The following is a 13,655-nucleotide window of genomic DNA, read 5'->3' on the forward strand; positions in this document are numbered from 1 at the left end:
CAGATCGCCCTAACGGGTTCATACCAGGACACTTAAGATTGATGGTCCAATAAAAAAGGCGAAATACTTAAGCATTTCGCCTCTGGTTTTATATTTTAGAAGTTAGCGCTTATTACCTGCGCCAGACTTGCGTGTTCGATGCTTTTTCACCGACCTGCGCATGCGGCTTAACCGAGCGTGGTCTAACTTGGTCTGACGAACATCCACCAAACTACTGCTTTCATCGGTAAGGTGCACCAATTTTCGCAGCTTATTTACATCAGCCAGCTCCAGTTCAACCCACGCGCCCTGTGGTAAGCGCTTTTGTAGTTCAATAGGTCCATAACGCACCCGAATAAGCCGGCTAACCTGAACTTCCTGAGACTCCCACAAACGCCGAACTTCGCGGTTGCGTCCTTCTTGTAAGGTTACGTTGAACCACTGGTTCATACTTTCGTCATCGTTTTTACGCGGTTTTATGGTGGTAAACTTCGCCACCCCGTCGTCAAGCTCTACGCCTTTTTTAAGGGTATTAAGAGTTTTAGACGGTACCTCACCAAAAACACGCACGGCGTATTCTCGTTCAACTTCACACTTAGGGTGCATTAGTCTATTGGCCAGCTCACCATCATTGGTAAACAACAGCAAACCACTGGTGTTTATATCAAGTCGTCCAACCGCAATCCAGCGCCCTAACCGAATCGCAGGCAAGCGTTCGAAAACCGTGGGGCGGCCTTCCGGATCAGAGCGACTACACAACTCACCTTCAGGTTTGTTATACATCAGTACCCGACAAACCGGTTTTTCGGTTTGTCGCGATAACAGATGACCATCAACCCGGATTTGTGCTTCCGGACCCACGCGGTCGCCCAGCGTTGCGATACTGCCATCTACTGACACCCGACCCTGTTCAATCCAGCGCTCCATCTCACGGCGCGACCCCAGGCCCTGATTGGCCAATACTTTCTGCAATTTTTCACTCATGAGTGCTTATGTCTCTGGTTCAGTTTTGTCGTTCGTACGGTCTGTTGTTTCAGACGGTACCTCTTTTTTCTCACCTGACATATCAGCACTTTTTATTGCCAGTGATGCAAATGCATCGGCACTTGGTAGCTCAGACAGAGAGGTTAACGAAAAATAATCAAGAAATGCAGGGGTGGTGGCATATAGCGCCGGTCGTCCTGCAACCTCTTTATGACCGACTATGGTTACCCACTCTCGTTCGGTCAATGTTTTTATAATGTTACTGCTTACCGCTACGCCACGAATTTGCTCTATTTCGCCGCGGGTAATCGGCTGACGATAGGCAATAAGAGCCAGAGTTTCAAGCAGCGCTCTGGAATAACGGGGTGCATTTTCTGGCCATAATTTTTGCAACCAGGGCGACAGACTGTTTAATGATTGGAACCGATAGCCGCTGGCCACTTTAACCAACTCAATCCCCCGGTGGGCATAATCAGATTCTAGCTCACTTAATGCATTGGTAAGCTGCACTGAGGATACTGTGAAATCAGCAAGCACCGTTTCTTTAAGTTTTTTTGGTGTGACCGGTTTATCAGCAACAAAAATACTGGCCTCAATAAGCTGTTTCAGTCGGACTGTATCAATTTTATTCATGCGAGCCCAGCTTTACATAAATGCGGGCAAATGATCCTGCTTGAACGCATATTAATAGCTGCTCTTTTATTAGTTCAAGTATTGCCAGAAGCGTAACCACGCACCCTGCCCGGCCTTCAGATAAGGTAAATAACGCTTCCAAGGGCGTAAAGTCCGCACTGTTAAGCCTGGACAAAATTTGGCTCATGCGCTCGCGGGTACTAAGCGCTTCCTTTTCAATAGTATGATGTTCAAACGCTGCCGCACGCTTCATCATTTTAGCAAATGCTTTTATCAGCTCATCTAAGGCAACATCGGGTTCAGTTTGCACGCTTTCAGTGGGCTCGCTTAAACCGGCTTGTGCTACATATACGTCGCGCTCAATGCGAGGCAGTGTGTCTATTTTTTGGGCCGCGTGTTTAACTACTTCGTACTCTTGTAACCGCCGCACCAGTTCGGCCCGGGGGTCGTCCTCGTCTTCGTCAATGGCAGCAGGCCTGGGAAGTAACAACCGCGACTTTATTTCAGCCAGCATCGCGGCCATTAACAAGTACTCTGCGGCCAGTTCTAATTTGAGGCTCTTCATTACCTCGACATAGTCCATATATTGTCGGGTAATTTGCGCTACCGGCAACGTAACAATATCGAATTTTTGCCGCTTAATAAGATACAAAAGTAAATCTAAAGGGCCTTCGAAGCTTTCTAATATAATTTCAAGCGCTTCTGGCGGTATGTATAAATCCTGCGGCTGTTCTAACAACGCCTCGCCATAAATAAATGCCAAAGGCAAAGGAGGCTGAGCCGAATGCTGCGGGGCGCTCTCGTCAGAGTTCATAACAAACCAATATTGGCATTAAATGAAGGGGCTTACATCGCCACTTCCTTCACGTAAAACCGCCGGCGGGGTTTCGGTAAGATCGATAATAGTGGTGGGCTGTTCGCCTAAAGCACCACCATCTATAATAACACCCACCCGCTTTTCAAGCTTATCGCGAATTTCATCCGGGTCGGCCTCGGCCATTCTTTCTCCGGGTAAAATTAATGAGGTCGACATTAGTGGTTCGTTCAGTTCTTCTAACAGCTTGAGCGCAATGACATTGTCAGGCACCCGGATACCGATTGTTTTACGCTTAGGATTTTGAAGACGTTTAGGTACTTCGCGGGTCGCCTGTAATATAAAAGTATACGGCCCGGGTGTATTATTTTTTATTTGCCTGAATGCCACGTTATCAACTTTTGCATAAATCGATAACTCTGACATATCACGACACATCAGCGTAAAGTTATGATCTTTATCGATGTTTCGAACCTGACATAGTTTATCTAATGCCTTTTTGTCATCCATTTGGCAACCGATGGCATAGCCTGAGTCGGTCGGATATACCACCACCTCGCCCTGTCGAATAAGCTCACACGCCTGTTTTATTAAACGCGGTTGCGGGTTTTCAGGATGAATGGAAAAAAATTGGCTCATAATGCTTCCTTATCAACAGGCAACTGTGACCAGTTATGCCATATCGGAGTAAGTTCGTTCGCTATTCCCAAATTGCGTCCAAGCTCGGTCCAGCGCGACGGAAAATGAAAGTCAGACCCGGCTGAAGCCAGTAACTGATGCGCCTGAGCCAGCTCACGAATTAGCGATTGCTTGGCTGCGGCCATTCCCGGACAGGCAGCCTCAATAGCGTGCCCACCGGCTTGTGCAAAGTCGTCTACCAGTCGCCGTAACCACTTGGTGGTCATATCGTAATGAGCAGGATGGGCTAACACGGCCTGCCCACCGGCCTGACTAATCGCCTCTATAGCCTCAGCCATTGCTGGCCATTGCGCCTTTACGGCTGCGCGTTTGCCTTTTCCTAAATACTTTTTAAAGGCACTGTCCATAGAACTGACCCCATACTGGTTCACCAAAACCCGGGCAAAATGCGCCCGGGTTATCTGACCTGGTCCGGCAAGTCTGACTGCCTTTTCTAATACGCCTTCAAAGCCACATTTACTCAATTTTTCTGCAATTTTTTCGGCCCGCTGGCGACGACGTTCTTTTTGAGCGGTCAAAAATGCCTGAAAATCAGAGCATGCACAGTCTACGTTGAGACCCACAATGTGAATATCAAAGCCCTGCCAGGCGGTAGAGATTTCCACTCCATCGATGATGGTCAGAGGCCGTTTTTGAGTTTGCTGATAAGCATGCGCTTCTTCAAGACCCGAGACGGTATCGTGATCAGTAATAGCCAGCACATCGACCTGCATGGTATGTGCACGTTGCAGCAATTCAGTGGGCGAAAGCTGGCCGTCAGAGAAATAAGTATGACTGTGGAGATCTATTTTCACTTAATTTTCAGAATTCCGGTTGACAAGAAGACGAATTTGTTTTCTTCTATAGGGCATATTATACCGTTTTTTCTACTTCATGTTTAATGAAGTTTTACCTGAAACAATAAGAATACATCAACACTATGCAAACCTCTTTTTTTAAAACTTCGCTTAATAGCATGATTTGGTGGTGGCACTCCCTAACTTAAAGGGCGGTGTACGCATGTGTGCGTGTCAAAACACTTAAGAAAGGCCCGTTTAAAAACGGGCCTTTTTTTTTAATCGCAGCGGGAGATTTGCGACCATGAGTTTAGCAGAGCTGGGAGACATCCCGGGAAAAGTAGAAACATTGCAACAGCCAGGCAGGTATGTGGCCGATCCGCTTGCCGCGTTTACGCATTTGTGTCATCAGCAACCAAATGCACTGCTACTGGAGTCAGCCGAAATAGAAAGCAAAGACGACTTAAAGAGCTTGCTGATGGTAGATGCCGCACTGCGTTTAGAGTGTCGCGGTAACAACATTACTATCGATGCATTAAGTGATAACGGAGCCTCGTTACTGCCTTTAATAGTCGAGCATTGCCCAGCCGCCATTTCTTGTCAGCAGCGAACGGGCGGGCGGGCTTATTTTGACATGCGCAGCGCCAGACGATGCCTTGGATGAAGACGCCCGGTTAAAAGCGCCGGGCGTGTTTGATGCGTTGCGCTTATTGCGCTCGCAAATAACGCCGCTGCGGATGCACCCTCACGCGGTCTTTTTAGGGGGGGTGTTTGCCTATGATTTACTGGGGACTTTTGAACAGCTCCCTGATGTAGCCGAGGGCGATAATGACTGTGCCGACTATGTGTTTTATCTGGCCGAAACGTTACTGACCATCGACCATAAATCGCAGACCACCGAATTGTTGGGTAGTGTATTTTCAGGCCCTCAGGTTGCTCAAAATTATTTTGCCATTGCCCAGCGCCTTGAACACCTTCAACAGCAACTGCGAAGCATCAAACCAATGAAATCTACCGGCGTGGCAAATACTGCCGATGCCACCGATGTTCATGTCGACAAATCAGATGAACAGTTTATGCAATATGTGAATGATTTAAAATCTCATATTCTGGCAGGTGATATCTTTCAGGTGGTTCCGTCTCGCACCTTTTCGCTACCGTGTACTTCGCCCCTTACCGCTTATGCCGAACTCAAAAAACAGAATCCCAGTCCCTACATGTTTTATATGCAGGACCAGGATTTTGTTATTTTTGGCGCCTCGCCCGAATCGGCACTTAAATACGACACCCACACAAATCAGGTCGAGGTGTACCCTATTGCCGGTACCCGCCCTCGCGGTAAACGCGCCGACGGAACAATTGATGCTGATCTGGACAGTCGTATTGAATTAAACCTGCGGGAGGACAACAAGGAAAAATCTGAACATATTATGCTGGTCGATTTAGCCCGAAACGACGTGGCCAAAGTCAGTGAGCCAGGCACCCGCTATGTAAAAGACTTACTTAAAGTTGACCGTTATTCTCATGTGATGCATCTGGTGTCACGGGTGGTAGGTCAACTGCGTGATGATTTGGATGCGCTGCATGCCTATCAGGCGTGTATGAACATGGGCACTTTAGTGGGGGCACCGAAGGTATCCGCGGCCACCCTGATTCGTCAGGTTGAACAAAAACGCCGGGGCAGTTATGGCGGAGCTGTGGGTTACATTAATGGTCAGGGCGATATGGATACCTGCATTGTTATTCGCTCAGCATTTGTTAAAAACAACACAGCATACATACAAGCAGGTGCTGGTGTCGTGCACGACTCAGACCCTCTAAGCGAAGCCAACGAAACCCGAACTAAAGCTCAGGCGGTAATCAATGCTGTGAAGATCGCTTTGCAACAGGAGCCAGTACAATGAATGCACCGGTAACGGTCTTTTTGCTCGATAACATTGACTCGTTTACGTACAACCTGGTAGACGAACTGCGTACATTGGACCTGAAAATTGTGGTGTATCGTAATACTGTTAACGCCGATACATTAATAGCACGCATGAACGCTGAAGCTGAACACGCCCGGGTTTTGCTATTGTTGTCGCCCGGTCCGGGCGCGCCGCAAGATGCCGGATGCATGCCGCAGCTACTAAAACAGGTTCAGGGGCGTTTTCCGGTCTTAGGCATATGCCTTGGCCATCAGGCTATTGTAGCGCACTATGGCGGCACTGTAGATCGCGCCGAACAGGTGATGCATGGTAAGTCTTCAATGGTTCATCACCATGGCGATACCCTGTTCGCGGGTCTGCCACAGCCATTGCAAATTGCACGCTATCACTCTTTAATTGCTACGGCATTGCCCGATTGTCTGGAACGCATTGCTGCTTGTGGCGATTTAACCATGGCGGTACATCACCGTAATGACCGGATGCTGGGCTTTCAGTTTCACCCCGAATCTATTTTAAGCGCTCAGGGCAGCCAGTTACTGGCCCAGAGTATCGCTTTTTTAACCGAACAAGGAAACGCACATGTTTGATACCAATGGTGCACTGGACACCTTGTATGCTGGTGAATCGTTAACTCAAAATCAGGCTTTTGGATTGTTTAACAGTATTATGAGCGGTGAGCAGTCTGAAGCGGTCATTGCCGCTGTACTTACCGCTCTTAAAATTAAACACGAGTCGGCCGAGGAAATTGCAGGTGCTGCAAGTGCTATGGTCTCTAATGCCTTGCCCTTTGCTACTCCGGCTTATGAATTTGCCGATATTGTGGGTACCGGCGGTGATGGTCACAATACCATTAATATCTCAAGTGCAGCAGGCGTTGTGGCTGCGGCGTGCGGCGCGAAAGTGGCAAAACATGGTAACCGGAGCGTGTCGTCACGTTCAGGCTCGGCCGACCTATTTCGCGAATTTGGGGTAAAGCTTGAAATTACCGCTGAAACGGCACGTCGTTGTTTAGATGAGGCTAATTTCTGTTTTTTATATGCCCCGGTTTATCATGCCGGTATGCGCTACGCAGCCCCGGTACGTGCTGCGCTAAAAACACGAACCCTGTTTAATATTCTGGGGCCATTGGCTAATCCTGCCAGCCCGACTCACGGCATATATGGGGTTTATTCGCCTCACTTGCTCGAATCTTATGCACAAACGTTATCGCTGCTCGGGCAACGTCGCGCCTTGGTCGTGCATGGCAGCGGCTTGGATGAGTTGGCGTTACACGCCGAGTCCCAGGTAATTGAAATCAATAATTCTGAGCTGCGCCGCTATTGCGTAACCCCGGAAGATTTCGGGCTATCACGCTACCCCCTTGAAGCTATCAAAGGCGGAGAGCCTGAAGAAAACCGCGCCATGGTGGCGGCTGCACTAGGTGGAACCGGCCAGCCAGCGCATCAGGCGGCTATTGCAATGAATTGCGGCGCGCTATTGAAAGTTACCGGTATCGTCGACACATTTGAACAAGGCGCTCAAATGGCACTTGCCAGTATGCGGGCCGGTGAACCGCTTAATGTATTAAAACAGGTAGCTCAGCTGAGTCAGGAGACCGAAAATGGCTAACGTACTTGAAAAAATTGTCGCAGATAAACAAGACGAACTTGCTCAGCGTAAACAAACCCTGGCGCTTGAAACATTAAAGCAAGCCGCAACATGGTCTGAAAAAAGTCTGTTCGAGGCTTTGAATAAACCACAAGCCGGTTTTATTTTAGAGTGCAAAAAAGCCTCTCCATCAAAGGGCCTGATTCGCGAACACTTCGATCTTGATGAAATCTTAAGCGCCTATACGCCCTATGCAGCAGCATTATCAGTGCTTACCGATGAAAAATATTTTCAGGGTAATTTTGAATACCTAAGCTATGTCACCGCCAGAGTGGCTCAGCCCGTATTGAACAAAGACTTTTTTATAGATGAATATCAGGTGTATCTGGCGCGTTACTATCACGCTGATGCTATTTTACTTATGCTAAGCGTGTTAGATGATGTGCAATACCAGGCCCTGGCAAAGGTGGCTCGTAGTTTACAGCTGGATATACTGACCGAAGTAAGTAACGAAGATGAAATGAAACGGGCTATTGCACTTGAAGCCAATATCATTGGCATTAATAATCGTAATCTGCGCGATTTAAGTACAGACCTTGCGACAACTGAACGGCTTGTACCCATGCTTGAGAACGCCGAACACGAATTTGTGGTTATCTCTGAATCCGGAATTTATACCCATGATGATGTGCTACGGTTATCCAGTCATTGTGACGGCTTTTTGGTAGGCAGTGCGCTGATGGCGCAAACCGATTTAGCCGCCGCAGTAACCGGGTTGATACTGGGCAATATTAAAGTTTGCGGAATGAGTGACCCTGAAGCTACGCGCCATGCCTTTAATTTGGGCGCCAGCTATTGCGGGCTTATTTTTGTCAGCAAATCGCCAAGATCCGTTACCCTTGAACAGGCGCAGCATATTGTTCAGCAAACCCCGGGCCGCTATGTCGGCGTGTTTGTCGATGCGCCAATAGAGCAGGTTTCACAGTATGCTCATCAGCTAGGGTTACGCGCAGTTCAGCTTCATGGTCATGAAGACCCGGCTTATCGTGAAACCTTAAAATCGCAGTTGCCTGAGGGTTGCCAGCTATGGCAGGCGCTAGGTGTATCTGGCGAATTGCCAGACAATTTCCAGGCGATAACTGAAGAACCCGCTACCGACAAAGTGTTGCTTGATTGCAAGGTAGGCGCGCAATCTGGGGGCACAGGAAAACAATTTGACTGGTCTTTACTGGAAAACATTACAGATAAATCACAGATTGCGCTGGCCGGGGGCATTACTATAGATACCCTGACAGCAGCGCAACGCACGGGAGCAAGCCTGGTCGATGTTAACTCTGGCGTAGAAGATGCGCCGGGGCAAAAGTCATCAGACAAATTGACTGCTCTTTTTGCTCGTGCCCGACACTATTAATTGAATACACAGGATTAATCATGAATCAGTTAGAAGCAAAATTTGGTGATTTCGGTGGCATGTATGTGCCCGAATTGCTCATTCCTGCGCTAGATCAGCTTGAGGCGGCGTTTGTTGATGCCAAAGACGATCCTGAATTTCAGAAGGAGTTTCTTGGTCTTTTGAAAGATTACGCCGGCCGCCCTACTGCGATGACACTTACCCGCAATCTGGTAAGCAACCCCAAGGTTAAGCTGTACCTGAAGCGTGAAGATTTATTACACGGAGGTGCGCACAAAACCAATCAGGTTTTAGGGCAGGCCCTGCTGACCAAGCGTATGGGTAAAACCGAAGTAATTGCCGAAACAGGGGCCGGACAGCATGGTACTGCCACCGCTTTAGCCTGTGCGCTACTGGGCTTAAAAGCCCGTATTTATATGGGGGCTAAAGATGTTGAGCGTCAGGCTCCGAATGTGTTCAGAATGCGTTTGATGGGCGCCGAAGTTATTCCGGTAAGCGCTGGGTCGGGTACTTTAAAAGATGCTGTGAATGAGGCAATGCGCGACTGGTCTGCAAATTACGACAAAGCGCACTATTTGCTCGGTACCGCCGCCGGGCCACACCCATTTCCGCATATCGTACGTGAATTTCATCGCATGATTGGTGAAGAAACTCGTGCGCAAATTATGGAAAAAGAACAGCGCCTTCCCGATGCAGTCATTGCCTGCGTGGGAGGAGGTTCAAACGCCATTGGTATGTTTGCAGATTTTATTGACGAAGAAAGCGTACGTTTAGTGGGTGTAGAGCCCGCCGGTAAAGGTCTGCATACAAAAGAACACGGTGCCACCATTTGTACCGGATCAAAAGGTATTTTGCATGGCTCGTATACTTATATTATGCAAGACCACGAAGGGCAGATTGAAGAAAGTTATTCGGTGTCGGCAGGTTTAGATTACCCGGCAGTGGGACCTCAACATGCTCATTTAGCCGATATTGGCCGTGCTGAATACGTGTCTGTGACTGACGATGAAGCATTGAATGCGTTTAAACTGCTCGCTCGTAAAGAAGGGATTATTCCGGCTTTGGAATCAGCCCATGCCCTCGCCCATGCATTAAATATGGCCGATGAAGCAGAAGATGATACCATTTTGGTGGTAAATCTTTCGGGACGCGGAGATAAAGACATTGGTGTGGTGACAAAAATTCTTGGAGATGAATTTGATGGATAGATATGGTGATATGTTTAAGCGACTAAACGCTGACAATGCTGGTGCGTTTGTTCCGTTTGTTACCGTTGGTGATCCGTGTATCGAAACCTCTGAAAAGATTATTTGTCAGCTCATTGAAAGTGGTGCAGACGCTTTAGAATTAGGCTTGCCTTACTCTGATCCTATTGCTGACGGGCCGACTATTCAGGCGGCTAGTATCAGAGCGCGTGAAAGCAAAGTAACCACCGCTCAGTGCTTTGAGCTGTTGGGTCGTGTACGGCAAAAATACCCTCAGATTCCGATTGGGTTGTTGCTTTACAGCAATCTGGTAATGTCTGCAGGTATTGAGGCTTTTTATAAACGGGCAAGCGAAGCCGGTGTCGATTCAATTCTGATTGCTGATGTACCGCTTCGTGAAGCAAAACCGTTTTTAGCCGCGGCTGAACACTCCGGTATAAACCAGATTTTGATTGCCCCGCCCAATGCCTCAGACGAAACCATGGCGCTGATTGGTGAGCACTCGTCTGGATACACGTATTTATTGGGCCGCGCAGGAGTAACGGGGGCCGAAACCGCGGCTGAAATACCGGCCGCTGAACTGGTAGATAAGCTTAGTCAGTATCAATGTGCGCCGCCCTTGTTAGGTTTTGGTATCTCAAAACCTGAACAGGTAAAAGCGGCCATTGATGCAGGAGCGGCGGGGGCTATTTCTGGCTCGGCTACCGTGAACATCATCGCACAAAATTTAGATGATACCCGCACCATGCTGGCGCAGCTCGATACTTTTGTCAGTGCTATGAAAGCAGCTACGCAAAAGGATTAATCAATGTTGTATATGATTTGTGCCACTGATACTCCCGATACTCTGGAAAAGCGGCTGGCGGCTCGTCCTGATCATCTGGCTCGTTTGCAAGCGTTAAAAGACGATGGCCGATTAGTCTTAGCAGGGCCGTTTCCGGCTATTGACTCACCTGATCCTGGCCCCGCTGGGTTCACAGGCTCTTTAGTGGTGGCTGAATTTGAAACCTTCGATGCTGCTCAGCAATGGGCTGACAATGATCCGTATATTGCGGCTGGCGTTTATGCCGATGTTATCGTGAAACCTTATAAAAAAGTATTGCCGTAACAGGGAAACTCTATTTAGAAAACCTACGTTAAAAGCGACCTTCGGGTCGTTTTTTTGTATTGATTGTCAAAAAACGAATACCTCATACCCGTTATAAGTAAGTTTATACGCTCAGCTTCACTGTGCTGTCTATGATTTTGACCCATACCATCAGGATATTTAGTTGCAAAATGTATGTCAGGCTTTTTACCTTTCCAGGCACGATTAATCCGTTCTGAGGCGAATACCTTTTTGAAGAAAATAAATAACCATTAAGTAAATCTGTTAGTTTTTCAACTTGCTGTATTGTTGGTGCCAGAGTCTTCGGGTACCAGCAAAATAATACCCGCCAACGATACAACATATGACTGAGCTCACTACCCAAAAAATTAGCGAGTTTTGATGCACAATGGGATCATCGGTAAAAAAGGGAAAAATAAGACCGACGATACCGCGTATTAAATAAACTGCCGTAATGAGTGTCAGACACGTTTTTAGTAGCGGTAGTTTTACTATTAATCTGGCCCCTGACCAAGCATACAAAGCCCAGCTGATTAAAACTGCGGTAATCAACAAAGTAACGTAAACAGGATAACTATCGCCCGTTTGGGCCAAACGCACCATATTATCGCCCGCTCCAAAAAAGCGGTACCAGCTGGGCCCCCCAATAATACAGGCTACATGCAGCAAGGCAGCAGCAAAACTCAGTGTGCCAGCAATGGTAAGAGGTTGGTTTTTTGCTTTAACGCTGGGTTTCATATCCGTTCACAGAGTAGAAAAATGTCCCGCTGATACAGGCTGGGTCTATTTGTGACTTTGAGCATAAATTTTCAGCTTTTTAAATTGTATGTTGCTCAGTCTCGACCTGGGGATCACCATCGAACCTCTGTTCAAATTAAAAAAAATGTTATTTTGAAAAAAATCGACTGAATCAAATTCAGACCACCGCGCTTCTAGTAAGCCGTGTTTAGAGGTGCGTTTCACGCTTTGACTGTCGATAGAAAAATGATAAGTATCGTTGAGCTTTTTGTTCCTGGCAAACACCAACGCTATTTTTGGAATAAACCATTCGCCTAGCAGACACAAAAGCGCATAAATTCCTGTAGTAAAAAGCAATAGAGTGCCCCACCACGTATCCATTTTGTCAAATTGATAAAGGACAAAAGTCAGAAATACAAAAGCGCCCAGTGGTACATAGGTATGAAGGCCTTTGTGGCGAATTGTCTTCATTTTTTCCTTGTAAGAACATACGTACTCGTTATCTGTGTATCGCAAAGTTAATTCGATGCTCATCGATAAAAATCCTTTTATATTGTGGGTTAACAGCAATAAATCCTGTAACTGATTTTATATAACTAACTGCCCACGTGTCTGGCTTTTTTTTATTTTTTTGCCGCCGTGTTTCGATAAAATAACGGTGGCCTGATTGATAACCGTATTTGATTATTGCTCCTGCCATCGAACATAAAACAAACTGACTCATTAGCATAAGCCCAAGTTTTGGATACAGGCTAATTTCTTCGGTAAGCAGCGGATGCCAGATATATTCTAATGAAATGTTACCCACAAATAAAAACACCGAGTAGCCCGGAACCGGCCCACCCCAATAATCATAAAAGTACCAGCTTATGACAAATGTGACCAAACCTGAAAATGCCGCTACTGCGCCAATAATAAACGGAAAATAAACATAAATGCGCTGTTTTATCATGGTGTGCTTCATCAAAATTAACGAAATTTCGAAGAGGATATTTTTTTAAATTAACAGATGCGGCTTAAAAGACCAGCTGAATATTTATTGAGCTGTAATAATTTTATACTTTCATAAAAAAACCGGCACTGAAGAGTCCTCAGTGCCGGTTTTTCTACCAAACTCTATTAATAACGGCGGTTACAATTTCACCTGGTCGTGTTCACCCATTTCTTCGGGTTTAATGTCTTTACCTGTCATCATTTTGTACATGCCTTTTATACCAGGGTCAGCTTCCCAGATTTCGGCGTCGTCTAATTCAAAGCGAAGCATTAACAAAGAAGGATCTTCTTTACCGTGTTCATACCAGGCTTCTACGGGTTTTGACCAGTACTTATCAATGATCTCTTTGCGAGTTTCTTCTACAAGCGTTCCGCGAATGCACGCAAAGACATCATGGCCCTTGCTGGAGAATTGGACCATTGCCTTACCGCCTTTTGCAGCACGATTACTCTTGGTGGTATAAAACCAAAATTCACTGTTTGCGTCTTTGTCTAATTGCGCACGCATGGGTTCACCATGTTCGTTATTCTCGCAAAGCGAAACAATAACATTTGGGCTATCATCCATCGCTTTCCACATTTTGGTACGAATATCTTTTGACATAGACTTGCTCCTTTAACGGAATAACGCACTTTAGGGCGTTGTTTTTCATTGTTAGTGTTAATACCGTTGCAGGGCATATGCCAGCATCATTGATTATTATTAAGCTATAATTATCAGTATGTTAATTAAACCTCCGCATTTTTATTGTGTCATACCTGGTAAGTTGTGCAGGTACTTTGAAAAAATTATTCAGATT

At 46.7% G+C, this 13,655-nt stretch carries 15 protein-coding genes, 1 pseudogene and 1 other annotated feature; of the genes and pseudogenes, 7 read left to right on the top strand and 9 right to left on the bottom strand.

Annotated elements, in window-relative coordinates; genetic code table 11:
- Positions 1-102 precede the first annotated feature (102 nt).
- From rluB to JK130_RS09140, 5 genes are read right to left on the bottom strand one after another with little or no spacing between them, the layout of a single operon-like run.
- A complete protein-coding gene (rluB, locus tag JK130_RS09120; protein ID WP_218354003.1) occupies positions 103-963 on the bottom strand; it encodes a 23S rRNA pseudouridine(2605) synthase RluB in 861 nt (286 codons plus the stop codon).
- Positions 964-969: 6 nt separating this feature from the next.
- Positions 970-1,596, bottom strand: coding sequence for an SMC-Scp complex subunit ScpB (gene scpB / locus JK130_RS09125; RefSeq protein WP_218354004.1), 627 nt, complete (start codon positions 1,594-1,596; stop codon positions 970-972).
- Positions 1,589-2,410, bottom strand: a complete 822-nt coding sequence (locus tag JK130_RS09130) for a segregation and condensation protein A (RefSeq protein ID WP_218354005.1) — start codon at positions 2,408-2,410, stop codon at positions 1,589-1,591. Before JK130_RS09130 ends, scpB begins: the two co-directional genes overlap by 8 nt.
- An 18-nt stretch (positions 2,411-2,428) precedes the next feature.
- A complete protein-coding gene (locus tag JK130_RS09135) occupies positions 2,429-3,049 on the bottom strand; it encodes an L-threonylcarbamoyladenylate synthase (protein ID WP_218354006.1) in 621 nt (206 codons plus the stop codon).
- Complete coding sequence (locus tag JK130_RS09140; protein WP_218354007.1) at positions 3,046-3,903, bottom strand: PHP domain-containing protein; 858 nt, start codon at positions 3,901-3,903, stop codon at positions 3,046-3,048. The genes JK130_RS09135 and JK130_RS09140 overlap by 4 nt, the downstream gene beginning before the upstream one ends.
- Before the next feature lie 161 nt (positions 3,904-4,064).
- Positions 4,065-4,163, top strand: a sequence feature (Trp leader region).
- A 26-nt stretch (positions 4,164-4,189) separates the two neighbouring features.
- On the opposite strand from JK130_RS09140, the pseudogene JK130_RS09145 reads away from it, so the two are divergent.
- The 7 genes and pseudogenes from JK130_RS09145 to JK130_RS09175 all read left to right on the top strand — a co-directional run bounded on the left by JK130_RS09145 (position 4,190) and on the right by JK130_RS09175 (position 11,124).
- A pseudogene (locus JK130_RS09145) lies at positions 4,190-5,789 on the top strand (anthranilate synthase component 1).
- Entirely contained in the window at positions 5,786-6,400 is a 615-nt protein-coding gene (locus JK130_RS09150) for an aminodeoxychorismate/anthranilate synthase component II (RefSeq protein ID WP_218354008.1), read from the top strand. The pseudogene JK130_RS09145 and the gene JK130_RS09150 overlap by 4 nt, the downstream one beginning before the upstream one ends.
- Positions 6,393-7,421, top strand: a complete 1,029-nt coding sequence (gene trpD / locus JK130_RS09155; protein ID WP_218354009.1) for an anthranilate phosphoribosyltransferase — start codon at positions 6,393-6,395, stop codon at positions 7,419-7,421. The genes JK130_RS09150 and trpD overlap by 8 nt, the downstream gene beginning before the upstream one ends.
- Positions 7,414-8,811, top strand: coding sequence for a bifunctional indole-3-glycerol-phosphate synthase TrpC/phosphoribosylanthranilate isomerase TrpF (trpCF, locus tag JK130_RS09160; RefSeq protein ID WP_218354010.1), 1,398 nt, complete (start codon positions 7,414-7,416; stop codon positions 8,809-8,811). The genes trpD and trpCF overlap by 8 nt, the downstream gene beginning before the upstream one ends.
- Before the next feature lie 20 nt (positions 8,812-8,831).
- Complete coding sequence (gene trpB, locus JK130_RS09165) at positions 8,832-10,019, top strand: tryptophan synthase subunit beta (RefSeq protein ID WP_218354011.1); 1,188 nt, start codon at positions 8,832-8,834, stop codon at positions 10,017-10,019.
- Positions 10,012-10,821, top strand: a complete 810-nt coding sequence (gene trpA, locus JK130_RS09170) for a tryptophan synthase subunit alpha (RefSeq protein ID WP_218354012.1) — start codon at positions 10,012-10,014, stop codon at positions 10,819-10,821. Before trpB ends, trpA begins: the two co-directional genes overlap by 8 nt.
- Positions 10,822-10,824: 3 nt before the next feature.
- Complete coding sequence (locus tag JK130_RS09175; protein WP_218354013.1) at positions 10,825-11,124, top strand: YciI family protein; 300 nt, start codon at positions 10,825-10,827, stop codon at positions 11,122-11,124.
- 264 nt (positions 11,125-11,388) lie between these two features.
- On the opposite strand, the gene JK130_RS09180 is transcribed toward JK130_RS09175, so the two are convergent.
- From JK130_RS09180 to JK130_RS09195, 4 genes are all read right to left on the bottom strand, one after another.
- The gene (locus JK130_RS09180; RefSeq protein WP_218354014.1) at positions 11,389-11,862 is read right to left on the bottom strand and encodes a hypothetical protein; all 474 of its coding nucleotides are present in this window, start codon (positions 11,860-11,862) and stop codon (positions 11,389-11,391) included.
- Between the two features lie 45 nt (positions 11,863-11,907).
- Positions 11,908-12,333: a hypothetical protein gene (locus JK130_RS09185; RefSeq protein ID WP_218354015.1), complete on the bottom strand. Its 426-nt coding sequence runs from the start codon at positions 12,331-12,333 to the stop codon at positions 11,908-11,910.
- A gap of 28 nt (positions 12,334-12,361) precedes the next feature.
- Entirely contained in the window at positions 12,362-12,814 is a 453-nt protein-coding gene (locus tag JK130_RS09190; RefSeq protein ID WP_218354016.1) for a hypothetical protein, read from the bottom strand.
- Between the two features lie 180 nt (positions 12,815-12,994).
- Positions 12,995-13,459 carry a pyridoxamine 5'-phosphate oxidase family protein gene (locus JK130_RS09195; protein WP_218354017.1) on the bottom strand — a complete coding sequence of 155 codons (465 nt, stop codon included), beginning with the start codon at positions 13,457-13,459 and terminating at the stop codon, positions 12,995-12,997.
- Positions 13,460-13,655: the final 196 nt, after the last annotated feature.

The sequence above is a fragment of the Alteromonas lipotrueiana genome, from assembly GCF_019249245.1.
Classification (GTDB): domain Bacteria; phylum Pseudomonadota; class Gammaproteobacteria; order Enterobacterales; family Alteromonadaceae; genus Alteromonas; species Alteromonas lipotrueiana.

Coding starts and splice junctions, on each gene's coding strand:
- rluB (WP_218354003.1), bottom strand. CDS start 963: ATGAGTGAAAAATTGCAGAAAGTATTGGCCAATCAGGGCCTGGGGTCG.
- scpB (WP_218354004.1), bottom strand. CDS start 1,596: ATGAATAAAATTGATACAGTCCGACTGAAACAGCTTATTGAGGCCAGT.
- JK130_RS09130 (WP_218354005.1), bottom strand. CDS start 2,410: ATGAACTCTGACGAGAGCGCCCCGCAGCATTCGGCTCAGCCTCCTTTG.
- JK130_RS09135 (WP_218354006.1), bottom strand. CDS start 3,049: ATGAGCCAATTTTTTTCCATTCATCCTGAAAACCCGCAACCGCGTTTA.
- JK130_RS09150 (WP_218354008.1), top strand. CDS start 5,786: ATGAATGCACCGGTAACGGTCTTTTTGCTCGATAACATTGACTCGTTT.
- trpD (WP_218354009.1), top strand. CDS start 6,393: ATGTTTGATACCAATGGTGCACTGGACACCTTGTATGCTGGTGAATCG.
- trpCF (WP_218354010.1), top strand. CDS start 7,414: ATGGCTAACGTACTTGAAAAAATTGTCGCAGATAAACAAGACGAACTT.
- trpB (WP_218354011.1), top strand. CDS start 8,832: ATGAATCAGTTAGAAGCAAAATTTGGTGATTTCGGTGGCATGTATGTG.
- trpA (WP_218354012.1), top strand. CDS start 10,012: ATGGATAGATATGGTGATATGTTTAAGCGACTAAACGCTGACAATGCT.
- JK130_RS09175 (WP_218354013.1), top strand. CDS start 10,825: ATGTTGTATATGATTTGTGCCACTGATACTCCCGATACTCTGGAAAAG.
- JK130_RS09180 (WP_218354014.1), bottom strand. CDS start 11,862: ATGAAACCCAGCGTTAAAGCAAAAAACCAACCTCTTACCATTGCTGGC.
- JK130_RS09185 (WP_218354015.1), bottom strand. CDS start 12,333: ATGAAGACAATTCGCCACAAAGGCCTTCATACCTATGTACCACTGGGC.
- JK130_RS09190 (WP_218354016.1), bottom strand. CDS start 12,814: ATGATAAAACAGCGCATTTATGTTTATTTTCCGTTTATTATTGGCGCA.
- JK130_RS09195 (WP_218354017.1), bottom strand. CDS start 13,459: ATGTCAAAAGATATTCGTACCAAAATGTGGAAAGCGATGGATGATAGC.